This is a genomic window from Aquimarina sp. AD10, from assembly GCF_003443715.1.
GTDB classification, from domain to species: domain Bacteria; phylum Bacteroidota; class Bacteroidia; order Flavobacteriales; family Flavobacteriaceae; genus Aquimarina; species Aquimarina aggregata.
On sequence record NZ_CP031965.1, the window covers coordinates 3,895,538 to 3,919,516 of the forward strand.

22 protein-coding genes are annotated in these 23,979 nt (G+C 30.6%); all 22 read right to left on the bottom strand.

Annotated elements, in window-relative coordinates:
* Positions 1-553: 553 nt before the first annotated feature.
* Complete coding sequence (locus D1816_RS16170) at positions 554-1,315, bottom strand: bifunctional 2-polyprenyl-6-hydroxyphenol methylase/3-demethylubiquinol 3-O-methyltransferase UbiG (protein ID WP_118504160.1); 762 nt, start codon at positions 1,313-1,315, stop codon at positions 554-556.
* A gap of 236 nt (positions 1,316-1,551) precedes the next feature.
* On the bottom strand, positions 1,552-2,676 hold the full coding sequence (locus tag D1816_RS16175; RefSeq protein WP_118504162.1) for a hypothetical protein: 1,125 nt from the start codon (positions 2,674-2,676) through the stop codon (positions 1,552-1,554).
* A 90-nt stretch (positions 2,677-2,766) separates the two neighbouring features.
* Positions 2,767-3,219, bottom strand: a complete 453-nt coding sequence (locus D1816_RS26250; RefSeq protein ID WP_199729925.1) for an acyltransferase — start codon at positions 3,217-3,219, stop codon at positions 2,767-2,769.
* The gene (locus D1816_RS16185; protein ID WP_118504166.1) at positions 3,212-4,237 is read right to left on the bottom strand and encodes a Gfo/Idh/MocA family protein; all 1,026 of its coding nucleotides are present in this window, start codon (positions 4,235-4,237) and stop codon (positions 3,212-3,214) included. Before D1816_RS16185 ends, D1816_RS26250 begins: the two co-directional genes overlap by 8 nt.
* A gap of 73 nt (positions 4,238-4,310) precedes the next feature.
* Positions 4,311-5,411, bottom strand: a complete 1,101-nt coding sequence (locus tag D1816_RS16190) for a glycosyltransferase (RefSeq protein WP_118504168.1) — start codon at positions 5,409-5,411, stop codon at positions 4,311-4,313.
* 11 nt (positions 5,412-5,422) lie between these two features.
* The gene (locus tag D1816_RS16195) at positions 5,423-6,463 is read right to left on the bottom strand and encodes a hypothetical protein (protein WP_118504170.1); all 1,041 of its coding nucleotides are present in this window, start codon (positions 6,461-6,463) and stop codon (positions 5,423-5,425) included.
* Positions 6,464-6,689: 226 nt separating this feature from the next.
* On the bottom strand, positions 6,690-7,946 hold the full coding sequence (locus D1816_RS16200; protein WP_118504172.1) for an O-antigen ligase: 1,257 nt from the start codon (positions 7,944-7,946) through the stop codon (positions 6,690-6,692).
* A gap of 41 nt (positions 7,947-7,987) precedes the next feature.
* On the bottom strand, positions 7,988-8,986 hold the full coding sequence (locus D1816_RS16205) for a PKD domain-containing protein (protein WP_118504174.1): 999 nt from the start codon (positions 8,984-8,986) through the stop codon (positions 7,988-7,990).
* A 31-nt stretch (positions 8,987-9,017) separates the two neighbouring features.
* Positions 9,018-10,097 carry an N-acetyl sugar amidotransferase gene (locus D1816_RS16210; RefSeq protein WP_199729926.1) on the bottom strand — a complete coding sequence of 360 codons (1,080 nt, stop codon included), beginning with the start codon at positions 10,095-10,097 and terminating at the stop codon, positions 9,018-9,020.
* A 124-nt stretch (positions 10,098-10,221) separates the two neighbouring features.
* The gene (locus tag D1816_RS16215) at positions 10,222-10,986 is read right to left on the bottom strand and encodes an AglZ/HisF2 family acetamidino modification protein (protein WP_118504178.1); all 765 of its coding nucleotides are present in this window, start codon (positions 10,984-10,986) and stop codon (positions 10,222-10,224) included.
* 5 nt (positions 10,987-10,991) lie between these two features.
* Positions 10,992-11,600: an imidazole glycerol phosphate synthase subunit HisH gene (gene hisH, locus D1816_RS16220; RefSeq protein WP_118506276.1), complete on the bottom strand. Its 609-nt coding sequence runs from the start codon at positions 11,598-11,600 to the stop codon at positions 10,992-10,994.
* Positions 11,601-11,604: 4 nt separating this feature from the next.
* Complete coding sequence (locus D1816_RS16225) at positions 11,605-12,888, bottom strand: lipopolysaccharide biosynthesis protein (RefSeq protein WP_118504180.1); 1,284 nt, start codon at positions 12,886-12,888, stop codon at positions 11,605-11,607.
* Complete coding sequence (locus tag D1816_RS16230) at positions 12,878-13,786, bottom strand: hypothetical protein (protein ID WP_118504182.1); 909 nt, start codon at positions 13,784-13,786, stop codon at positions 12,878-12,880. Before D1816_RS16230 ends, D1816_RS16225 begins: the two co-directional genes overlap by 11 nt.
* A 2-nt stretch (positions 13,787-13,788) precedes the next feature.
* Complete coding sequence (locus tag D1816_RS16235) at positions 13,789-15,054, bottom strand: MBOAT family protein (protein ID WP_158597688.1); 1,266 nt, start codon at positions 15,052-15,054, stop codon at positions 13,789-13,791.
* A gap of 162 nt (positions 15,055-15,216) precedes the next feature.
* Positions 15,217-16,104: a dTDP-4-dehydrorhamnose reductase gene (rfbD, locus tag D1816_RS16240; protein WP_118504186.1), complete on the bottom strand. Its 888-nt coding sequence runs from the start codon at positions 16,102-16,104 to the stop codon at positions 15,217-15,219.
* Positions 16,097-16,651, bottom strand: coding sequence for a dTDP-4-dehydrorhamnose 3,5-epimerase (gene rfbC / locus D1816_RS16245; RefSeq protein WP_118504188.1), 555 nt, complete (start codon positions 16,649-16,651; stop codon positions 16,097-16,099). The genes rfbD and rfbC overlap by 8 nt, the downstream gene beginning before the upstream one ends.
* A gap of 1 nt (position 16,652) precedes the next feature.
* Positions 16,653-17,510 (bottom strand): glucose-1-phosphate thymidylyltransferase RfbA, encoded by an 858-nt coding sequence (gene rfbA / locus D1816_RS16250; RefSeq protein ID WP_118504190.1) that lies wholly within the window; start codon positions 17,508-17,510, stop codon positions 16,653-16,655.
* A gap of 44 nt (positions 17,511-17,554) precedes the next feature.
* On the bottom strand, positions 17,555-18,568 hold the full coding sequence (gene rfbB / locus D1816_RS16255) for a dTDP-glucose 4,6-dehydratase (RefSeq protein WP_118504192.1): 1,014 nt from the start codon (positions 18,566-18,568) through the stop codon (positions 17,555-17,557).
* A gap of 48 nt (positions 18,569-18,616) precedes the next feature.
* A complete protein-coding gene (locus D1816_RS16260) occupies positions 18,617-19,591 on the bottom strand; it encodes a type I phosphomannose isomerase catalytic subunit (RefSeq protein WP_118504194.1) in 975 nt (324 codons plus the stop codon).
* A 20-nt stretch (positions 19,592-19,611) separates the two neighbouring features.
* Positions 19,612-20,652: a hypothetical protein gene (locus tag D1816_RS16265; protein WP_118504196.1), complete on the bottom strand. Its 1,041-nt coding sequence runs from the start codon at positions 20,650-20,652 to the stop codon at positions 19,612-19,614.
* A 104-nt stretch (positions 20,653-20,756) separates the two neighbouring features.
* On the bottom strand, positions 20,757-22,451 hold the full coding sequence (locus D1816_RS16270) for a hypothetical protein (protein WP_066312387.1): 1,695 nt from the start codon (positions 22,449-22,451) through the stop codon (positions 20,757-20,759).
* Positions 22,452-22,474: 23 nt separating this feature from the next.
* Positions 22,475-23,974, bottom strand: a complete 1,500-nt coding sequence (locus D1816_RS16275; protein WP_118504198.1) for a GH3 auxin-responsive promoter family protein — start codon at positions 23,972-23,974, stop codon at positions 22,475-22,477.
* Between the last annotated feature and the right edge of the window lie 5 nt (positions 23,975-23,979).

The following is a 23,979-nucleotide window of genomic DNA, read 5'->3' on the forward strand; positions in this document are numbered from 1 at the left end:
CTCAATGACTTTATCTCCGGTAAATATATTTTCTCGGAAATGGTTTCATCATCTTTACTACATTCTAGAATAGTAAGTATTAATAAAAAAAGAATAAGATTATATATTCATATGTTTATTTTAGCCAAAATAATTTAATTTGTGGTAGTCTGAATAATTGATTTTTAACAATACCCGTATATAACTTCATATATCGTTATAAGTACATATCGCATTGGAGCAAAATGTTATAGCCATCTACATTTGCTGCGCTGATTTCGATTTCATATCTTTTTTCTTTCTAAAATCTTTGTGCAATGAAACATACAATAACCTTTGGGCTATAAGCTTAGCTACTATGACACATACTTGCCGTTATAAAGCTTATTTATACTTCTTAAAATTTAACTTCTTTTGCTTTTGACATTCAGCTAATTATGTTTTTTTATCAAACCTATCAATTTTCGTCAAAATTTTGATTGATTTTTTTCTCGTTAGCTCGAGGAATTAATCGGATTCTGATATAGTAAATGTTGTTGAACAAAATTATAACTAATAATGTTTGTTTTTTGATTTACTTCGGATCAGAAAACCTTACAACGACTTGCCAAGAATATTTTTTCAAAAATGGAAGAACAGTGAAAATCACTTTATCGAATCCATCAAAAAAATCAATAAGAAATTTAGGAGATTTACTTTTAAACAAAATAGGCAGTGCAAGAGTAGAAAGGAAAAAATGTTGAATCTTAACTTTGCCAAAATATTTCTTAGCCAATTTAAAATCTTCCATCATAAGAGGGTGTTCATCTTCAGTTCTTATATCTGGAGTTTTATTTCTAAAATTGTTAATCAAATAATTATGGCCTAACGGTTCTATAAAAATTGCCTCACCTGATTTTTTAAGTTTTTTTGAAATACTTTGATATGATTTTTCTAAATCCAAATGGTGTAGAATTCCGGCTCCATATATTATATCAAAACGATTATCCTCGAAAGTCATTTCTTCAGCATTCATAACTTTATAATCAATATCAAGTCCCTCTTTTTTTGCCTCTTGTGACAAGTGATTTATGGCAAAATCCGAGATGTCTATACCATGAGCGACCGCTCCTTTTTTTGCTAGTTTGACTAACCTATTTCCTTCCGCCATACCACAACCATACTCCAAAAAGACTTTTTCTTTTGGATTCTTAAATATTAAATTTTCGTATGTTTTATGGATGTTTTTGTTAATAGAATAAAACTTGCCAACAGATTTCCTTGTCTCATTTTCAAAAATTTCATTGTGAAATTTTTGTTCATCTTCTAATCGTTTTTCAACTGTTTTTGTTTCCATAATATCATGATATCGGTTAGCGTTATTTACTGGTGGTAAAATACAAAAAAATAAGATAGACTAGATCTTTCTAAAAGGTTTTAATTACAATCGTGGCCAATAATGAGACGAATCATCTTTTTTCCAACTATAAGTGGGGTTATTTGGGTCAACGTCTTCATCGACCTGTACAAATGTTAGATTTGGATTGTTTTGTAAATTGTTGTCTAATACAATTACTTACTATTAAGTGTTTTTTAAACCCCAACTAATTTTAAATTATCAAGTGATAATTTAGAGTTCACAGTAGGAAGTTCCCAACCTAAAGTTAAATACATAGGGAAAACATTATCATTATCATAAAGGGATGATGTGCGAAAAACTTTTGAAAAATATACCCAATCATTAGCCTCAATTAGGCTTCCAGAATTGCTTATTAAAGTCATACCTCCTGGGTAGCCTTCGGCCCAAATACCCAATCTAAAATTGGCAAGACCTCCCTCTAACTTATAATAAAAAGATAATTCTATCTCTTGACCTGCCGATACTGAATATGGTTCGATTTGCCCTATCTGATCCAAACCTATTACACAAATACCAGGTCCAGTTCCAATTATTCTATCAATTTCAATTGAGTTACTGCTATTATATCCCGTATCTGTTTTAAGTTCAAATTCATAATATGCTCCACAATGAATGCGGTCATAATCCCAAAATTCTATACCATTAGTTTCAAAATCACCATTAACAATCAAATCTATCGTATCCGTTTTACCTGAAGCCAAATTACTACCCCCGAGCAAACCCAAATTATCCATGACATAGACTCTGTAATAATAATTTCTACTTGCTGATAAATATTTATCCTCAAAAGTATTGGTAGATTTATCCGTAGATACAAAAATTAATTCTCCTGTAGTTTCATCTAGTCCGGGCGTTGTATCCCTGTATAATTTGTACTCTCTAAAATTTGAATCATTAGAAGTATTCCATTCCAATGATATTGAGGAGGTGGACTTATCTGTTATTTTTATATAAACTGGGTTAGGTAGCGTTATGTTATCTAAATTAGTATTTCCTTGTATATCTACATTGAAATTCTTTTCACTAAATGATTCTCCTAATTGTGAAGAAAAGTTTTTACTAATTTTTACATTTTTTTCTCCACTAGAAATATTCTTTATTTCAAAATCTCCATTTACATCGGTAGTGACTGTAAAATTCTGAAAACCATCAACAGAAACTGTAACATTACTCACAGGTTCATTATTTGTCATAATTTTTCCTGATAATATAAAACTATCATTTTCGCTATCATCTGAACATGAACAAATAACTATTCCCAAAGCAAGTAAAAGGTAATATTTTATTGAAAAATTCATTTTTTAGTTTTTAAAGAGTTCTTATATTATTTAATATATAATTGGAAAAAGAATTAAGATAATAATACTTTTTTTAACCTGTATAGATAATTATTTTAATTTTCTTGCTGGATTTCCAACATAGGTTCCAGGTTCTATGATGTTTTTTGTTACAACCGACCCTGCTCCTATCACTACATTATCACAAATTGATACTGGCAATATTGTAGCATTAGATCCTATAGAAACATTATTGCCAATTGAAGTAGATTTCCATTTAGATTGATCACCTCCCGCTGGTCCTCCTTCACTAAACAAGTCATTAATAAACATTACGCCATGACCAATAAAACAATCATCCCCAATATCCACTAATTCACAAATAAAAGAATGTGATTGAACTTTTGTATTAGATCCAATAGTAACTTTTTTTTGTATCTCTACAAATGGACCAATAAAGCAGTTAGCACCAATCTCACAACCATAAAGGTTCACGGGCTCAACAACTTTTACATTTTCGCCAAATTTGCAATTAACGATTCCTATTTTTAGACTTTTATACACTTTTATTTCTATCTTCTATTTTTTGATATATTCTATCAATAATCTCAACTGTTTTTAAACCTTCAAAACCATTAGCAGAAATTACCCCATCATTTGTGAGTACTTCAACTACGTTTTCATATACCTTATCATGATTTGACATTGACCCTTGATATTGGCCATAGTTATTTGCAGTGTTTCCTTTTGCCAGGTTTTCTATTTTATACCCTTCAATATTTTGATATTCGAGTTCATTAAGATATTGCCCCCCAATTTTTACAGTTCCTTTGTCACCAAAAATTGTTAGTGACCCTTCCATGTTTTTACCATGGCTATTTACAGTATAATTAATTGTTCCTAAGGCTCCATTATAGAATTCTAATGCAATAGCTCCATTATCATCAAACTCAATTATTCCTTGATGATTAAAGTTTCCTCCAAAAGCTTCTACATTTTTAACATCACCGACAATCCAATATAATAAATCAACAAAATGACTGAATTGCGTATACAAGGTCCCCCCGTCTAAATCAAGAGTACCTTTCCAAGAGTTTTTATAGTAATCCGGATTTCTATTCCAGAAGCAGTTTAATTGGGCCGAATATATCTTTCCTAATTTTCCTTCGTCTACAATTTTTTTTACTGCTTCTACTGGTGGATTAAAGCGATTCTGTTTAACAATCATCAACCTCTTATTAGCTTTTTCTGCTTCTTTGATCATCTCTCCACAATCATAAACATTAATAGCCATTGGTTTTTCACAAAGTACATGAAAACCTGCTTTTAAGGATTGAACTGTATGTTTGGCATGTAATCCATTTGGAGAACATATCGCAACCAAATCCACATCTGACTCACTTGACAACATTTCTTCAATAGAAGTATAAGGTGTTGCCCCATACTCTTTTGCAAGCATTTTTGCCTTATCAAACTCTATATCACAAACAGCTTTTAATACACCATTGTTACTAATATGGCCTGCATGTCTGTTTCCTATTCTTCCGCAACCGACAATTGCGAACTTTAATTCTTTATTCATAAATATTATTAAAAATGCAAAGTTAACTTTTATTTCTAGAAAAGGTCAACAAGACACACAACAATGTATCTCATTAATTAAGACTGTTATAAAGTCTTATAAGTTTTATTTCTTCATTTTCCCAATTTAAAGATTCTTCTACAGCTTTTCTTCCATTGTTTCCTAATTCTCTTTTCAAGTCAGGATTATTGTTTAGATATTTAATTTGATCTGAAACCGCTTTTGGATTATCGGGATTAACATTAATTCCGCAATTATATTGTTCATTAAAATCCACCCAATCTCCAAAATTTGGCATAATTACAGGAATACCAAAGTACATGTATTCAAAAAGCTTAACTGTATATGCATAATGAGATTGTCCCACATTTTCAAACAAAATCAGTCCTACTGTTGCCTGTTTGTGATATTCTTTAATTTCTGAATATGGTCTTTTACCCAAATAATCAACCTTACTCCATCCTTCAAGGCTTTTTGATGCTTCAAATAATTTCTCACTTCCAAATTTTCCTGCTAATATCAATTTTCCTTCGTTCAAATACCCAAGGGCATTTATCATATTTAACACCCCTCTTTCCTTAGATAAAGTGCCAGGGTGAAAACATAGTTTGTTGTGGTAATCTTTGGTGTTTAAATCAAAATCATTGTCTATTATTATGCTATTTGCAATAAACTCTGTTTTTTCATTAAGGTGATTAAAAGATTCTACCATTCTTGTTTGTGGCATTAATAATGCGTCAAATCTTTTCATAGCATAATCTTCATACTTTGCGAAGGAAAAAGAAATTACCCTTCTTAAAAACTTATTTATCCATGGTTTTATTCGAATCTGCGTTCTATAATCTTCATGGACATCGTATACTACCTTTTTGTTTTTTGATTTTAACTTTAACCCAGAAGGTATTAATTCTGGATCATGAAAATGATAAACATCTGCATTGAGTTCTACTGCTTTTTTGTATACTTTTTTAGTAGCTTTAAAAAATCTATTAAATCTTCCACTGCTAGATCCTACATCATATATTTCTACACCATCCAAAACCTCATCCCCATTACCATCTGCGACTATAAGGCAAACTTTATACCCATTCGAGGCTAAAGAACAACATTCTTTAAAAAAAATACGATTATCGTAACGACCATGCACTGATGTCAAATGACAAACTTTCTTCATTTACTTGTAAATTAATCCATTCTTTGTTTTGTATTTTGGAGGACAAAAATAGCTAATAAAAGTAACAAAATTCCTCCATGTGTCAATAAAATCGTACTTAATGCTCCGTTCAAAAATGAAAAGACTAATAGTACGAACAATCCAAAAAACTTAGGGCTAATATTTAATGAATTTAAAATTGAAAAATATAGTGATGTCAATATAATACTAATAAGAATGCCCCAGGTTCTTAAATTCTTAAATCCATCTGAAATAATACCAACGTTAGCATTCACATCAGGCTTATTAAAATAAACTTCACTTATAACATATTCTGGAAGCACATCGTATTTATAATCTACAAAAGTGGACAAAAATGAATGCGACCAATATAAAGGCTCATTATATGTAAAAAAATCAAAATAACAATAATCCAATAGTGCTGTTAAAATAAGTACTCTTCTAAAAGATACATCCCATAAATATGTAAAGTCGAAAAACAAAGTGGCTAAAAGTGAAATGCATATAAAACCGGTCATTACCAACAGAAAATATCTTGTTTTTTCTAAGTAATCATATTTATAAAAAATTAAAACAAAAATTAACCCTATAAAGACCATTTTATGAGCTCCACACAGATAAAGAAAAAGTAGTAATAAAACTGATAAAATCAAATTTTTCCTGTTCCCAAAATAAATGCTCAAAACTATAATTATGGGGAGTATCATTCTCGAAAACCAAGAATACGTATAGGCTGTATAAGTGTTTTTAATGTTTTGACTAACCAATGTTCTGGTTTCATAAACATCTATTAGAAGTAAGTTTTTTAAATTGATATAGGGAGCATATTCGACTATGAATGGAATAATTCCTATAACAGTAATTGTAAGCAAAACAGGACCTGATTGATGAAATTTTAAAGTAGGAGAGTTAAAATTCCACTTAATTTTCGAAAATAAATATGTTGTATAAAAAAAGATGTTATGATATAAAAATATGCTAGGCAAGACTTCTGAACTTGAAGCAAAAACCAAACCTGCTGGCACAACAAAAAAGAAGAGTATTAAATTCATAATAGAATACATAAAACCCGACAACCTTGCTGTCAAAAGAAAAAGAACATTGAGAATAATAAATAGTGACGCTATGAAGTACCTTCCGCTATGAAAATAAAATGTTATATTTCTATAATAAGACACATTATTAAAATTATCAAACCTGATAATATAATTGAAGTGTATAATAGACAAAACACCGAAGAAAACAAGAAAAAGACAAGCATTAATATATTTTGTTCTATTAACTATAAATTTCATCTAGTTCTCTTTTATTTTTAGTGGTGATAAGTAAGCAATAAAAAAAAGACACAAAAGAGATTCCAATATATCTACTAAAATAACTTTCAAACATAAAGTTAAACAATAGCAAAGTTGTAAATACAAATAATAAAACTTTTTCTTCAAAAGGAACATGCGCTACTTTTCTAAAAAGAAAAAAGAAAATCATCGTTAGAGCTATCAGTCCAATCATTCCACATTCAACAAATATTTGCAAAAACTGATTGTGACTATTTAAATTATCCCTTAAAGCATAACTATATCGTTTCTCTTCATATTTCTTGTTTAATTCTTTTTGGGCATTGGCCAATCCAACTCCCATTACAAAATTATCCTTTATAATAGCTACAGAAGCATCCCAACTTAAAAATCTAAGCATTACTCCATACCTTTCTTCTGGGTTAAGTTCTATATTATATTTAACAACATCGTTGACCAAAGCCTTGAATCTTGGCTGAATGAAATATGCCAAAATAATTAAGCATCCTATTCCACCATATATCATGAATTTGTGCTTTCTTTTATTGACTATAAAAAATGTTAAAAACAAAATAGCTATAAACAATCCTCCAAATGCTGCAACACTCATAGTTTGCAACACACCTAGTGAAAGAATGAACACTATAAACATGGAGTATCTTTTAAAAATACTCTTTCTATATATAATGGTAATGCATATAGCTATTGTAAGATAAAATCCAAAATAAGAAGTTTGAATTAAAATTGAGAAATGCTCGGCAAAAAAATAATTCCCTTCATAAACGATAGCTTCAAAAAAACCTTTTGAGGTGTTTATTAAAGGGTTAAATGTTAATTGGCCATCAATAAGGTTAATAGAATTAAAAATAGTATTTGCCAAACATATTATATAGGCTATCAAGCAGCCAAACACAAAGAATTTTAGCACTTTTTTAAAATCGATATTGCCTCTTCCTAAAAAAATTATTGGAAATGCTATCAAAGATGCTCTTTGCTCGAACCATTTAAAACGATAATCATCTGAAAACAGAAAAATAGAAACGGAATAGACTATAAAAATTATAGGAAGTATATATATTTCTTTGTTTGGTTTAAGTTTTATTTTTTTCAAAAAAAAACTAATACCTAATGCTAGTATACACACAAAAATTAACAATGTAGATATCTTTTCACTTATTGGCATAAAAAAAGCGAAAAGAGCCACAAAATTTCCATAGGTGATAATTTTCTTAAAATCCATTTTTAATTAATTAATAGATTTTTCTTTTTTGCTTTCTTATTTTACTCAACTGTGTAAATCTTTAAATCTTTTAAAATTATAATATTATTGAAAAACACTGGATATGCCTCATCTGGTCTAGTTCTTATTTTAACATAATTTTTGGGGCTACTACTAGGGTTGACTTCTAATGAATATGAAATATCTCTATTATCTATACAAACAGAATATTCATTTGACCCTAAATCATAAAGAATTATTACTTTTTTATTATCTAAATATGGATACCGAATTCTAGGTCTTACATTGTCATTTCCCCATGATGGAATATAATTTGCTTTAAAATTTAAAACAGTGTTAAACAAAACAATATCAATATTGGTATATAAATAATCATTTGGATCAAAATCAGAAACTTGTAAATACGGCCTCTTAAATTTTTCTATATCTATCTCAAAGTAAAGTTTAGAATTTGTAGCTATATTTAAATTATCCAAATTTAACGTAGCTGATGCATCAACAATCTCATCTTTATTTCCCGAATCTATTATCAGCTTACCATCTGTTATTGAAACACTAGAATTACCTCTTTCACCAACTTCAAAAACCCAATCATCTTGTTTATCAAAACTATTATCAGACAGCAGTTTAAGGCTTATATCCTCTTCTATTCCACAAGGTATAGAAACAGCTTTTATCCTAACCGTATCTTTGGATGACTCTCCTTTTGAGTCTGTTACATTTAATTCAAATATGTACTCACCTATATCAGGAATCGTTATAAGGTTCTTGATCGAATCATTTTTGTTATTAGGGAATATATTGATATTGTCTTCGAATTTATTATCAATAACTTTCCATTCATATTTAACAATATCATTGTTCGGATCATTACTTTTAGAGCCGTCTAAAACAAATTCTGATCGTTCTTCTATGGTAATATCCTCGCCCGCATTTGCTACTGGTGGACCATCTGGTATTATATCATCATCATTATTATCACAACTTAATACGATAATAAGTATTAATAACGGATAGATAGATTTATACATTTTAAACATAATTCTAATTCTTTTAATTCGGAATATTTTGTTATTTACCTTTTAAAAAGTTTCTAATTTTAAACCCTAACTCATATAATTTTTTATTATTTCCATAATCTTTATAAGATTTATTTGGCATGTTTATTATTTGCTCAAACTCTTCAAATGGCACTCCTAATTTCTTTGCAACATATTCCATATCTTCAATATGAGAATCATTAGGGTAAATTTCTTGATTCATTTCTTTTAAGGCTTCCTCTCTAGATAGTTGATCCGAAATAATTAAACTAGACAAATGCGCTCGTCGTTTATCATAATTAAACTTATGTGGCAGATAATATGCTTGAAAAAATTTTGTAAAACGAGATTCATGATGCTTTCCTCCATAATATTGCCAATCTAGCTCTTTCTTCATAATTTCAATCGCTTGATCTTTATGAAAAGGCATAAGGTTAAGAGGGCGCACTATCTTCATTCTGCGTAGATATGGAAAATAAATATATTGTTTAAAAAAAGTAACATGTGGATACTTTTTTAGTCTTCTAGCACCAAATTTTTTATGTATTGATTTTAAGCTTTTATAATCTAAATTAATATACCCCCAAGATTTTGGTAAAATACACTCAGTTGCAAAATTACTTCCGTTGAACACATATTTAATTCTATTTTTTACAGCATAACTATACAATGCAGAAAATATAGCATGATCCTGTGGTACATCTTGATTAGCTACATTGGCTTTAAAATATGCAAGCTGCAGATCTTTCATCTCCTGCCAATCTACTACATGAGTGTGTAAGTCAAGATTTAACTTTTTAACTATATTTTCTACATTTTTTACAGCTAGTTCAGAGTTCCAACCACAATCAATATGTACTACTAGTGGTTTTAATCCTAATTGCACAATCTTATAAGCCAAATAAGAGCTATCCACCCCCCCACTTAGTCCTACAATACAATCATATTCTTTGTTTTTTTGGGTTTTTTTTATTTCTTCTGCTATTGTTTTTAATTTTTGTTCTCCTTCTTTATTAGGAAACCACATTGTTCTAGCTCTTTCTATAGCATCATTACAATGATTGCAGTTTCCTTTTTCATCAAAAACAATTTCTGGATCTGTTGTATCCATGATACAACGATTACATATTTGATACTCTCTTTCTTCCATCTGTTTTTTTATTCTTTTTTTCAGTATATCAAATTAATACTAAAACTTATTTTGTTTTATAGTAAATACAAAACCTTAATGAGTTTTATACTTTAATAATTTCTTTTATTTCTTTGGGGTCTGGGTATGAAATAAGAACACCTCTTTTCTTGCCTTGAAACACAAATAAACTTCCTGCTGCAACTGCTGATGCTTTACCTTCTTTAAAAGCATTTTTGAAATCATTTAACTCCCCGGCTCCACCACATGCAATTACTGGTATTGATACTTCTTCAGAAATTTTTTTTATCAGATCTATATCATATCCATTCATCATTCCATCTTTTTCAATCGAATTCAAAAATAATTCACCTGCACCAAGTTTTTCCATTTCGAGAGCATAGGTTAACGGATCTTTCTTAGTACTTTTCCTGCCTCCATTAACATAAACCATTTGTTTGCCAAATAGATTTTTCTTGTAATCAATGGAAACTACTATAGTAGAACTACCAAAAACAACTGCGGCCTCCTGAACAAACTGTGGGTTATAGAAAGCCTCTGAGTTTATTGCTACTTTTTCTGCTCCTGAAGCTATAAGTCTACGTATTTGATCGATAGTTTTTATTCCTCCTCCATAACAAAATGGCATAAAGCATTCTGTTGCGATATCATGAATTAATTGATAAGGGGGCTCTTTTCTATCATTAGTAGCGTCAATGTCAAGAAATACTAATTCATCAACTTCTTTTTCATTAAATATCTTCACTGCATTTATAGGGTCACCTATGTATGTAGAATTCTTGAACTTTATTGTTTTCACTAGCCCACTATCTCTTAATAATAAACAAGGAATTATTCTTTTTAGTGCCATACTTCTTAATACTCACGTACAAAATTCTCTAATAATTTCATGCCAAACTTATGGCTTTTTTCGGGGTGGAACTGAACTCCCATTATGTTTTCTTTTTCAACCGCAGAGTCAAATTCAAAACTATATGTTGTCTTTGTTAAACCTGAATTATCATTAACATCCATATAAAATGAGTGTACAAAATAAAACTTAGGATCTTGATACATACCCTTAAACAACTTGCTATCTTTTTGTAAACTTGTATAGTTCCATCCTATATGTGGTACTTTTAACATCTTATCTTTAAACTCAAATCTTCTCACTTCAGCATTAATCCACCCAAAACCATCAAGTTCCCCTTCTTCACTTTTTGTGCATAACAATTGAGCGCCAAGACATATTCCTAGAATCGGAACTTGTTCAACTAATGCTTTTTCATTAAGAATGTCCCATAAATTATATTTTTTTAAGCTTTCTATCCCCGAATCATATGCTCCTACTCCTGGCAAAATAACTTTTGTAGCCGATTTAATTTTGCTTGGATCAGAAGTAATTTCAGATTTAGCCCCTATTTTTTTCAACATATTCTGAATAGAGCCTAAATTTCCAACTTTATAGTCTACAATGGTAATCATCTTTTTATTTTTTATTTCCTTTTGCAAAAGAATATGAAAGGTATATATTCAACATGTATAATAAAGAATATGATATTACAAAAGAAATTAAAGCAGTTTTAATATCATTGTAATGAATTCCTATTACAAAAGAAATTACGGCAAAAATAAGCAATCCTATCTGCCAAAACATATCATAATGTTGTTTTTCTGCAATATTGAACATATAGCTTAATGGACTTGCTGTAAATTTGAAGAAGAATAATATGGAAAAAATCTGTGCAAATTCCCCTGCCATTGACCACTCTTTACCAAAAATAAAACCAAAAATAAAAGGAGATAAAAAAAACAATAAAATAGTAGGGAAAATCGATAATAGCATTAGGGTTTTAAGGGTTTTTATAAAAATATCCTTACAATTTCCATACTTCACATAATCTTCGCTAGCCCTTTGTTTAAAAACGTCTAGTACAGATCTACCCAATAGACTAATTGGAGCATTGAGCACCCTTTCCATTAATGAATAATTCCCTAGAATTGCACCTCCAAAAAACTTTCCAATTACAAATATTGGCAACTGATTGGACACAACATTAATAAACTCTGCAGGCAAGGTGAAGTAAGGGAATCTTTTATATCTTTTCATAAGTAATACCATACTGTTCCTGGTTACCTTAGCGAATACTGAATCATTATCCCTTCTAAGTTTATTGACTAGATATAATACAGAAAAAATTCTTCCCGACACAAAGCCCAGTAGTAATCCTATTGGAGTATAACCTAAAACTCCTGTGCCTATTTGAGTTCCTGTCAATCCAGCAGTATTTATGACCTTACTAGTCGCCATTCTTTTATATAGTGTTTTTCTATTAAACCAAAAGCTAATAGCATTAAAAATTCCCATAAAAAGAACTGAAAGAGGAATGAAATATAACCATTTGGAGAAGACCTGAACATCGTCATTTTTCTCAACCAAAAAAACAGCTAACTCCTGATTAAAAAAAAAGATTATTAAAAATATTATTGTGCTCATTACAAAAGCAATAACGATAGACAACACAGTAATACCTGCCGAATCTTCATCTTTTTCAGGAATAATAATAGCAACATCATATTTTAAGGAAACAACAACAGAGATAACGGCAGCCAAAGACATATATGTAGCCAATATTCCGAAGTCTTCTGGAGTGTAAATCCTTGTCAAAATTGGAGATAGTGCTATAGGAATTGATTGTGCCAGAGCAGTACCAGTAACCAAAGTAATAATGTTTCTGGTAAACTTAGATTTAAAAGAAAATTTATTTTTCATTGATCACTTCATTAATTTTCCTTCCTATATACGACGAAAATATTCTTGCAGACTCTCTATCCAAATGACTACCATCATATGAAACATAATCATATCTATTATCTACTTCTATCCATTTAGCACCTATTTCCTCTATTGATTTTCTTATTTCATTTTCTTTAAACCCACTTAATTCATTTTCCAACTTTTCCATTTCCTCGGTAGTTGGCATCCTCAGAGCAAAAACTTTTATGTCTTTCTGTATCCATTTTTCAATTTGCTCAAATAGATTTTTTAGAACATCTTCCGAAACTATGTTACTCTCAAAATCTTTTACATACCCAGGTAAAGCCGCTTTTGGATTGAATGGAATTTTTCTGGACTCAACCCATCCATTCTTTTTAAATCTTTCGTAGTATCCAGGAATTGTATCATTATAGTAAATAACATCTGTAGGTTTAATTGGGTCAAAAAATGAAAATAAAGGATTAATAAATCGTCTATTAAAAACATCTTTTTGAGATCTATTCTTTTCTTGTAAATAGTGCTTGTTTGCTTGAGCTTTAGGAGTTAAAGAATATGGGGTTAATCCCAAAACTATTATTTTATCATTTCTCAACCTATTCTCAACTTCTTTAAAAATTAGCTCATTATGTCCTCCAGAACTAAAACCAAAGTTTAAGACTCTTAAGCCTTTTAATTCTTTGGAAACCGATTTAGGATCTATTCCTCTATATATTCGAGAGTCCCCTTCAAAAATTAGGTCATATTTATTCGTTGAATGTACCTTGTCTGACCAAAATTTTTCTTTTTGAACCTGTGAACTAATAGGTTCTGGCCTCAATTTTCCAACAACAAAAATCCCTACTGCCGAGATCAAAACTAGTAAGAAGAAACGATATAAGTATTGTTTTTTCATTTTTAAAATTGAAAATAAATAAATTCTTGTTCAGGACCTCTGAAAAATACAATTGCACAAATCATTAACGAATACTGAAAAACTTCTAAGTCATACTGTTTCTTAAATCTTTTAAATGACGCAACCTCTCTTTCAAAGTAATAACTTCCTTCCGCAACAAAAGCAAGCAATAAAAATATTAATGGATTTATGTTTTCCTCAATAAAATTGTAATTCAAGTTTAATTGAAACATTTGACCTAAAACTGTTCCTATTTGCTCTATAGAGGTTGACCTAAAAAACACCCAAGCAATTAGTACATATATTATTGTAAGTGCTCCCGTAATGAAGCTGGCTACCTTGATATTACTTTTAGTGAAAAATTGCTTAATTATTCTTTCTATACTTAAACCTGCTGCATGAAATCCTCCCCAAAGAATAAAGTTAATATTTGCACCATGCCATAAGCCAGATAGTAACATAGTAATCCACATGTTTATATGTGATTTTAATCTTCCTTTTTTTGAACCCCCTAAAGGAATGTAAACAAAATCACGAAACCAAGTAGAAAGTGAAATGTGCCAACGATTCCAAAAATCTCTTAAAGATATTGCCAAATAAGGATGATTGAAGTTCATTTTAAAATGATAACCCATTAACTTAGCTAACCCCCTAGCAATTTGGGAATACCCGCTAAAGTCAAAATAAATTTGAAAAGCAAAACATAGCATAACGATCCACCAATATAAACCAGGTTGATTATTGACTCCTGCAAAAGCATGATCAACAAAAACACCTAAATTGTCTGCAATTACCGTTTTTTGAAAATAACCTATAATGATTAGTTTAATTCCATTCCAAAACTCGATTCCTGAAACCTTCCTTTCACGATTAAGTTGCTCTAAAAAGTCTTTTGCTCTTATTATTGGTCCAGCAACTAATTGAGGGAACATTACTAAGTAAGAGAAAAAATGCAAAACATTATTAGTAGGTTTTAAATTTTTCCTATATACATCTATTGTATAGCTCATAGATTGAAATGTATAGAAACTTATTCCAACTGGTAGAATATAAGTGAACTCTGGGAGCTTGTCTTTGAGCTGTATAGAAATTGAAAATATTTCAAAAATGTTTTCAAACTGATCTGCTAAAAAGCTACTATATTTAAAAACACTTAAACTCATTAAATTAACAAAGAAAGAAAGTATTAAAAATAACTTTGCATGTTTTCTATAGCCATTAATGAGTATAGCTGCAAAAAAATCAACAAATCCACTAAAAACAATCAAAAACAAAAATCGCCAATCCCACCATCCATAGAATATAAATGAGCTTACTATTAAACACAGATATTTTATATTTGTTTTTTTCTTTAGTTTAAACCAAAAGAGAAAAAAAAGCAATATAAATACTAAAAAAGGTAATGAATTAAATGACATTTAGGAGTTTATTTAATTTAATTTTGAAAGAAGTTGTTTCTTTAAAAATTTGCTAAGGCTACTACCCCATTTAATTGGTGAAACAAAAAAAGTTTGTTTGGTTTTTACCATATCTAAAATACTATATTCTGGTCTAGGTGCAAAAGTAGAATAATTATCTGTTTTTTTTAGTATTACAGATTCCAGTTTCCCCAAAACGCTTAAAATTTTACTTGCAAAGTCGTACCAGGTTGCTTCGCCTAGATTGCTGTAGTGATAAATCCCATATCTATAAGTATTCGTAAGAATTACTTCTATTATAAACTTAGCCAAATCATTGGCATTGGTAGGAGTACCAGTTTCTGAGATCGTAATTGTGAGCTCTTCTCCTTCTTCTGCTTTTTTTAATATTGTTTTCAAGAAATTGTTCCCAAATTCTGAATACAACCAGGAAGTTCTAATAATAAAGTATTTCCGACAAATATTCTGAATATACTGCTCTCCTTTCAGTTTAGATTTTCCGTATTCGTTTATAGCGTTAGGGATGTCTTCTTCTGTATAAGGAGATTGTTTTTTCCCATCAAAAACATAATCTGTAGAAACATGAATCAAAGTAGAGTTCTGCTCTTTACATACTTCTGCCAGATTTTTAACCCCCTCGGCATTAACCAAAAATGCTTTCTCAGACTCTTTTTCGGCCTGTTCAACATTAGTATAGGCTGCACAGTTAATTACGAAATCAAATGATTTGTCTACAAAAAAATGTTCTATTTCCCTTTTTTTTGTAATATTCAATGCTTGTGAATCGGTAAAGTGCATTTTCAAACTAGGATAGTTTTCTTCTATTTTTTGAATACATTGTCCCAATTGCCCTGACGCACCTGTAACAAGAATTTTTGTTTTATCCTGTTCTTTAGACATCCTGTACATCTATGTTTTTGAAAAAAGATAATTCTCTATCTTTTTCTGATAATTGAATTTCAGAATCGTCTAATCTCCAATTAATATTTAATTTTGGGTCATTATAGATAATCCCAGATTCTGCTGATTTATGGTAATAATTATCACATTTGTAAGAAAAAACAGAATGTTTACTCAATGTGATAAATCCATGCGCAAACCCTCTGGGAATAAATAATTGAAAATTGTTTTTATCGTTCAAAACAATCGAAAAATGCTTTCCGTATGTTTCAGAATTAAACCTCAAATCAACAACAACATCTAATACTTCTCCCGAAATTACTCTTACTAACTTTGCCTGCGCATGGGTTCCTTTTTGAAAGTGCAAACCTCTTAATACTCCTTTCTTTGAGATTGACTGATTGTCTTGCACAAAGTCCGTTCGCAGACCTGTTACTTCATAAAACTTTTTTTTAGTAAACGTCTCAAAAAAAGAGCCTCTACTATCCTTAATCTCCTTTGGTTTAATAACAAAGCATCCTTTTATAAAACTGGGTTCAATTTCCATCTTAATATAATTGTAATAAATATTGACCGTAACCACTTTTCAATAAAGGTTGTGCCAAATTATGAAGTTCTTTCTTATTAATAAACCCTTTTTTGTATGCTATTTCTTCTATAGCCCCTATTTTAAGCCCTTGTCTTTCTTCAATAACCTGCACAAATTGCGATGCTTGCATTAATGAGTTAAAGGTTCCTGTATCTAACCACGCTGTTCCCTTATCAAGTATACTTACTTTTAACTTTCCTTTTTTAAGGTATACATTATTTACATCTGTTATTTCAAGCTCTCCTCTTTTACTAGGTTTTATTGTTTTTGCAATTTCTACAACGTCATTATCATAAAAATAAATTCCTGGAACTGCATAATTTGATTTAGGTTCAAGTGGTTTTTCTGCTATAGAAATCACATTACCATTAGTATCAAAATCTACTACTCCATAGCGTTGTGGGTCTTGCACGTGATATGCATAAATAATCCCGCCGTCCGGATCGTTATTCCTCTCTAAAAGTGTTTCCAAACCAGAACCATAAAAGATATTATCTCCCAATATTAGTGCAACCTTATCATTGCCTATGAACTTTTCTCCTATAATGAATGCTTCTGCCAAGCCATTTGGCTTCTCTTGCGTTTCATATTCAAATCTACAACCATAAACTTCACCATCTCCTAAAAGTTTTTTAAACAACGGAACATCTTGTGGAGTAGAAATAATAAGAATCTCTCTAATCCCTGCAGACATAAGAGTAGACAGTGGATAATATATCATAGGCTTATCATATACTGGCATTAGTTGTTTACTCACAGCTAGTGTAAGTGGATGTAATCTTGTTCCTGATCCTCCTGCTAAAATTATTCCTTTCATTTTTTAATTGTAAAAACATCTATCGATAGACTGTATCTTAGATCTTATAAATATTTTTCTAAATACCAAACTACTGTTTTTTTAATTCCAGAATCAAAATTTTCATTAGCTTGCCAACCCAGTTCATTTTCGATTTTTGATGCATCAATTGCATAACGTAAATCATGACCGGGTCTATCCTTTACGTAGGTAATCAATTCTTTATACGACACCCCATTACTTCTAGGCTTTTTTTTATCCAATAAATCACAAATTTTTAAAGCAATGTAATTATTATTGTGTTCGTTTCTTCCGCCAATATTATACGTTTCACCAGATATTCCTTCTTTATATGCCAGCTCAATCCCTTTACAGTGATCCAATACATACAACCAATCTCGAATATTTTTTCCATCTCCATAAATAGGAATTCCTTCTTGAGCTAATGCTTTTCTTATGATAGTGGGAATCAGTTTTTCGTCATGTTGTTTGGGTCCATAATTATTAGAACAATTAGTAGTTATCACATTGATACCATAGCTGTGAAAATAACTTCTTATGATAAAATCTGACGAAGCTTTAGATGCGCTATAGGGGCTGTTAGGTGCATAAGGCGTAGTTTCTTTGAATAGTCCTTTATCTCCTAATGTCCCGTAAACCTCATCTGTTGAGATGTGATGAAAACGACAATTTTTATAATCGGCTTTATATTGATGTGGAGATTGCATCCAATGATTTTTTGCTACATCAATCAAAGTAAAAGTCCCAAAAACATTAGTTTTAATAAACTCATCAGGACTAGTAATCGAATTATCGACGTGTGATTCTGCTGCAAAATGTATTATTCCTTTAAAATCATATTTTTTAAAAAGCGAGAGTAGTAATTCTCTATCACAAATATCTCCTTTAATAAAAGTATAGTTTTTATGGTCTTCAACATCGCTTAAATTATTTAGATCACCTGCATATGTTAATTTATCAATATTTACAATATACTTATCTGGATTCATATCCAAAAAATACGGAATAAAATTAGATCCTATAAAGCCTGCTCCTCCTGTTATCAAGATGTTTACCATGCACTTACTAATAATTTTGAAATTATTTTAAATTGGTAGTTTTTCTATTTACTTAATATAAACTTCTAAGAGTTTCATCTCGTTGCTAACATTTTCTAAAAACAGATTATCAATTCTTGAGGGAATTAGAACCGTTTCTCCGAGTGAAATTGTCGTAGTGATTTCATTTGTTTTTATTTCACCTTTTCCTCTTACACACATTAGTATTTTAAAAGAATCTAAATCTTTATATGTTCTTTCTGTACTTTGATCGATACTTAAAGTATTTGTAGTAAAATACTTTGATGATATTAATTGGTTTACTTTATTTTTTTCTAAAGCGTATTTTAATTTGAAATCATCTTCTGCTTTGAAATCTAAAGCATCTAATGCGAGATCTGTATGCAACTCTCTGTAGTTTCCTTCTTTATCTTGTCTATCCCAATCATATACTCTATACGTAATATCCGAGGTCTGTTGAATCTCGGCTATTAAGGATCCTCCACCTATTGCATGAATTCTTCCTGCATTAATAAAATAACTATCTCCTTCTGAAATTTCTTCAAAATTTAACAATTCAGTTATTTTACCTTTGTTTAAAAAATCTTCGTATTCTTCTTTATTAGTATCTTTATTAAAACCGATAATCAATTTCGCATTTTCATCCGCTTGTGCTACATACCACATTTCTGTTTTACCAAAAGAATTATGCCTTTTTTTTGCTAGTTCATCATTTGGATGTAACTGAACAGACAAATCTGTTTTAGCATCGATAAACTTTATCAATAAAGGAAACTGATCTCCAAATTCTTGATAAACTCTTTCTCCAAGTATTTTTCCTTTAAACTCTTCAATAAGTTCTTTTAAATTTTTCCCTTCAAACTGCCCATTAGAAACTATGGAAATCTGTTCGTTTACTGTAGAAATCTCCCAACTTTCTCCAACATTTTCTTGAGTTGTTTTTTTGTGGAGGATGGTTTTCAACTTATTACCACCCCATATTTTTTCTTTTAAAATAGGATGAAATTTTAAGGGATATAGCATATTACTAATGATTTATAATATTATTTCGGATTATAGTTTTTCAAAAAACTATTTATTGATAACAATATTAAAAATACAAAAACTACTCCAACTAATAGTATCGGAAGTAATACCATTTTTTTCTTAAAAAAGTCATTTATCAAAACTCCTTTATTAGGGAATGCAGAAATAATGTTAATAGTACTTTGTGTATTTGCCTTTTTATTATTTAAAAGTACAAGTTCATTCTTTAACAGCTTTATTTGACTTAACAATTCTATCTCGGGAGTGCCTTTTGAATCTCCTTCTGCCAGATTAATACTTGTATTTCCTTCTGGTTTACTAGCTTCTAATGTTTTTATTTTTCGATAGAATTTCTGTAATGAATCAATTTCTGTTAATTGTCTAGCCACAATAGAATCTTGCAATGCCAAGTTAACCTCATTAATTTCCTTTTGAAGTCTGAAATATTGGTTATTCTCTATAGAACGCAAAAGTATACTTTGGCATTTTTTTGCGACCTTAGGATCTTTAGCTTCAATAGTAATTTTATGAAATTTTGCGTTGATATTATTAAAGTTTTTTAAATAGTCATCATAATTGACCATTTTTTGAGATATTGTATCTAATCCCTGTATGAACTCACTAAATTGTTTAATCTTTTGTGTTTGATCAGAAAAAGACTCTATGGTGAATTTTTTCAATGTTTTCGCCAAAGTATTATCAATATTAAGGGCCTCCTCTAGTGCTTGAAACTCCTCTCCTTCTGCAAGTTCATTATAAAATTCAATATTATTATATAATTGTTGTACACTATTAAAATTTGGTTCTACTATCATAGAAGATCGATAGACATCATCTGATGAATGATCCCAATAACCGCCTACTAATACACCAATTACTAAAGCTACAGTAAATTTTAAAAAATGTTTTTGTAAGAATTGTAGAAACAATATCAAAAAATGAAATATCCCCTTAAAAATATTTCCTAAAAATCTAAAAAATTTATCAAAAGTGTTACCTATTAATTTAAATAATTGACCTAAGTCTATTTCTTCAGATGTATTCTCTTGGGCACTCATAAATTTATTCTTGTTTTATCCTTAGTTTCTTGGGCAAAGTTACTTTCTTTTCTGACACTACGATAAGGAATTTATATAATTATATGTCCTTAAAAGTCTATTTGTTACCTTTCTTTACAAATTTGTTCTATGATTTTCTCGGTAATCAAGTATGTTGGTTTTACACCTGTAGTTCCTAATCCGCCAGATGCTAATGTGCTTCCTGTTTCTAAAGGGTTATCAGATGCATAATATGCATACCTTACTTTAACCTTAGGGCTTATACTGCCTCTAAGTCTTGATGCAGATTGTATCGCTTTTTGATAATGGGCTCCTTCCATTTCAAGACCTATAACATTCCATGTAGAGTCATGAAAGAACTTCAAAATATCTCTATTTTGCAATGATGTTCCTAAAACTGTAATCATTGCTCCGTCATAGATATCAATACCACATCCTTCGAGGTCTTTTTTTCTTAATTGATTTTTGAATGGATAGTTATCTGCGGTTCCTTCAAAAACATGAGCAGAAGGGATCATAATGTCTCCTTTGCCCCCTTCTAAAATACCAGCCTTACCCATTATCGAAACCGACTTTACATCTGCATGTGTTTTAACACCAAGACTATTTATGTATGGTTTTAAAAGCTCATCCATGGTTTCATAAGCTTGCTCTCCAAAAGCATAATCCATAACTAAGATAACCGGCTTATTAGGTTCTTCTACATCTCTAATTAAGTCTGCATATATTCCTTCTGTATATTTCGCGGTATCGAACAATTGCACATTAATATTAGCACCGCTCTCATCCTCGATATATGTCATCCCTTTTTGCAATGCTAATTTCTCTACTTTAGCTCTTAGCTTATCATTTTTTTGATCACTTAGGGATTCATAGATATCAAATGTAGTCTTGTTTTTTAATTCATTTTTTAACGCAATGGGAGCATAAAGTGTATTCATGACACTATGCATATTGGCGCTAATGATATGGATAGGGCGGTCTAAAAGATGAAGCTCTTCTAATCTTCTCTTGATTGTATTTGCCCAGATCTCACCATGAATATGGTGACCTAATCTTTCTCTAAGTACTGGACTAAAGGTTACTATTCGTTTTTTATCTTCGATAGATTCTTCTATAGCCAACTTACCTAACCAATAAATAATATGTAAAAATCGTTCTTTGTTTTCAGGGCAAGAAAAATCACTATAAATTGTTGAAACCTCTTCGAAAGTACGACCTAATATATTTGCTGTATGCGTTAAGGCTACTTCTCTTTCTGCCTTTGTTAACTCTTTTTTAGTTAACACTGCTTTCTCAAGCTTTTCCCAATCTCTAGTTACATTACCTTGCTCGTTAATCACCACTCGATTCATGACCTTATGTGACTCTATAAAAAGAAATGTAAGATGTGTTAGGATATCATAAATCTCTGAGCGACCACGGGTGATTTCTATATTCATTTGCTCCTGATCAATACGATAGCAATTTCTGCGTCGTTTTGGTGGAACTATTGCTTTAAAATGAGAATTTTTATAGCCTTCTTCGCTAGTTAGATTTATATATCTGCATTCTTCTATTCCGAAAGGTAATCTGTCTATTACATACAAAAGTCCGTTTAATTCGACTTTTTCTTCTGCCACTGACCCGTATATTTCGGGACGTAGTATTAACAGTGCTTCTCTTAATGTATCTCCTGAAACCCCCATAGGTTTATAAAAACCACGATTAAAAAGGTGACGCATAGTAATATACATGCGTTCTATTGCGCTCGAACTTTCCTGAGCTCTAGTTCTTCCTTGTAAGATAAGATTAGCCATAAATTTTTCCTGACAAATATAACTTATTTGTCTATCATAGTGGTGAGTACATCGGCAATTTTTCTATCATTTGATAGCCTTGGTAACTTATTCTGCCCTCCTAATTTACCAATAGATTTCATATAATTCCTAAACCCATCTTTTGGAACGATCGTTACTTTTAACGTTTTAAGAATTTTACCCTCTATTAAATCATCATAATATGAATTCTGATTTCTTAATGACTCATCTATCTTTAATGCTAAAGTATCCAGGTCTTTAGGAGGGTCTTGAAACTCAATAAACCACTCATGGTACGGCAATTCTCCTTCATTTGGATTAACTTGAGGTGCAACAGTAAAATCATTAATTATAACACCGCTAGCATCTGCTCCTTCTTTAAGAGCTTGATCAACTTCTTTACCAATGACATGTTCTCCAAAAGCAGAAATAAAATGTTTTATTCTGCCAGAAACTATAACTCTATAGGGAGCGGTACTGGTAAACTGTATTGTGTCTCCGATATTATATGCCCATAATCCTGCATTACTAGATATTAGCATAACATAATTTACACCAGTCTCTACATCTGCAAGGGTCAAACGTTTTGGGTTTTCTTCAAAAAAAGTATCTGCTTTAACAAACTCATAAAACATTCCTGAGTCTAATTGAAGTAACATTCCTTTTTCTTGTTGACTGTCCTGAAATGCAAAAAAACCTTCAGAAGCGGGATACAATTCGATGCCAGCAACTTTTCTTCCGATAAGTTTCTCAAATGTACTTTTATAAGGTTCGAAATTTACACCTCCGTAAATAAACAGTTCAAACCCTTTAAATAGTTCCCCTATTGTTTTATTTGTTTTTTTCTGAAGTCTCTCAAAATACATTTGCACCCATGGTGGAATACCACTAATGACTCTCATATCCTGATCTACAGTTTCTTCAACAATAGCATCTACTTTCTTTTCCCAGTCATCAATGCAGTTCGTTTGCCAACTAGGCATTCTGTTTTTTTGAAGATATTTAGGTACATAATGAGCAACAATACCGGATAATCTACCAAGCATTACTCCATTTTTCTCTTCCATTTCTGGACTTCCTTGTAAAAAAATCATTTTGCCATCTACGAAATCAGTGTTACCAGTTTCATCTATATAGCACAATATAGCGTTTCGAGCAGCTCGTATATGTGTAGGCATTGACTCTTTAGTCAACGGAATATATTTTGCTCCGCTAGTAGTTCCAGATGTCTTTGCAAAATACAAGGGTTTTCCTGGCCATAAGATATTCTCTTCACCCTCGACAACGCGATTAACATATGTCTTTAATGCTTCATAATCTCGTATAGGTACATACTTGGCAAAGTCAGAATATGTTTTTATATCCCGAAAATTATGATCATTACCAAATGCTGTTTGTTGAGCTGTTTTAATTAAAGTTGCAAAAACACGTTCTTGTGTTTTTATAGGGTCATTGGCCCATTTATTAATTTTTTTACGAATGCGTTTTGCAAAGACTTTAGCTCCAAATGCTTTTAAAGACATAAATA

Excerpts from the sequence above, each read along its gene's own strand:
- D1816_RS16170 (WP_118504160.1), bottom strand. The coding sequence starts at position 1,315 with ATGGAAACAAAAACAGTTGAAAAACGATTAGAAGATGAACAAAAATTT.
- D1816_RS16175 (WP_118504162.1), bottom strand. The coding sequence starts at position 2,676 with ATGAATTTTTCAATAAAATATTACCTTTTACTTGCTTTGGGAATAGTT.
- D1816_RS16185 (WP_118504166.1), bottom strand. The coding sequence starts at position 4,237 with ATGAATAAAGAATTAAAGTTCGCAATTGTCGGTTGCGGAAGAATAGGA.
- D1816_RS16190 (WP_118504168.1), bottom strand. The coding sequence starts at position 5,411 with ATGAAGAAAGTTTGTCATTTGACATCAGTGCATGGTCGTTACGATAAT.
- D1816_RS16195 (WP_118504170.1), bottom strand. The coding sequence starts at position 6,463 with ATGAATTTAATACTCTTCTTTTTTGTTGTGCCAGCAGGTTTGGTTTTT.
- D1816_RS16200 (WP_118504172.1), bottom strand. The coding sequence starts at position 7,946 with ATGGATTTTAAGAAAATTATCACCTATGGAAATTTTGTGGCTCTTTTC.
- D1816_RS16205 (WP_118504174.1), bottom strand. The coding sequence starts at position 8,986 with ATGTTTAAAATGTATAAATCTATCTATCCGTTATTAATACTTATTATC.
- D1816_RS16210 (WP_199729926.1), bottom strand. The coding sequence starts at position 10,097 with ATGGATACAACAGATCCAGAAATTGTTTTTGATGAAAAAGGAAACTGC.
- D1816_RS16215 (WP_118504178.1), bottom strand. The coding sequence starts at position 10,986 with ATGGCACTAAAAAGAATAATTCCTTGTTTATTATTAAGAGATAGTGGG.
- hisH (WP_118506276.1), bottom strand. The coding sequence starts at position 11,600 with ATGATTACCATTGTAGACTATAAAGTTGGAAATTTAGGCTCTATTCAG.
- D1816_RS16225 (WP_118504180.1), bottom strand. The coding sequence starts at position 12,888 with ATGAAAAATAAATTTTCTTTTAAATCTAAGTTTACCAGAAACATTATT.
- D1816_RS16230 (WP_118504182.1), bottom strand. The coding sequence starts at position 13,786 with ATGAAAAAACAATACTTATATCGTTTCTTCTTACTAGTTTTGATCTCG.
- rfbD (WP_118504186.1), bottom strand. The coding sequence starts at position 16,104 with ATGTCTAAAGAACAGGATAAAACAAAAATTCTTGTTACAGGTGCGTCA.
- rfbC (WP_118504188.1), bottom strand. The coding sequence starts at position 16,651 with ATGGAAATTGAACCCAGTTTTATAAAAGGATGCTTTGTTATTAAACCA.
- rfbA (WP_118504190.1), bottom strand. The coding sequence starts at position 17,510 with ATGAAAGGAATAATTTTAGCAGGAGGATCAGGAACAAGATTACATCCA.
- rfbB (WP_118504192.1), bottom strand. The coding sequence starts at position 18,568 with ATGGTAAACATCTTGATAACAGGAGGAGCAGGCTTTATAGGATCTAAT.
- D1816_RS16260 (WP_118504194.1), bottom strand. The coding sequence starts at position 19,591 with ATGCTATATCCCTTAAAATTTCATCCTATTTTAAAAGAAAAAATATGG.
- D1816_RS16265 (WP_118504196.1), bottom strand. The coding sequence starts at position 20,652 with ATGAGTGCCCAAGAGAATACATCTGAAGAAATAGACTTAGGTCAATTA.
- D1816_RS16270 (WP_066312387.1), bottom strand. The coding sequence starts at position 22,451 with ATGGCTAATCTTATCTTACAAGGAAGAACTAGAGCTCAGGAAAGTTCG.
- D1816_RS16275 (WP_118504198.1), bottom strand. The coding sequence starts at position 23,974 with ATGTCTTTAAAAGCATTTGGAGCTAAAGTCTTTGCAAAACGCATTCGT.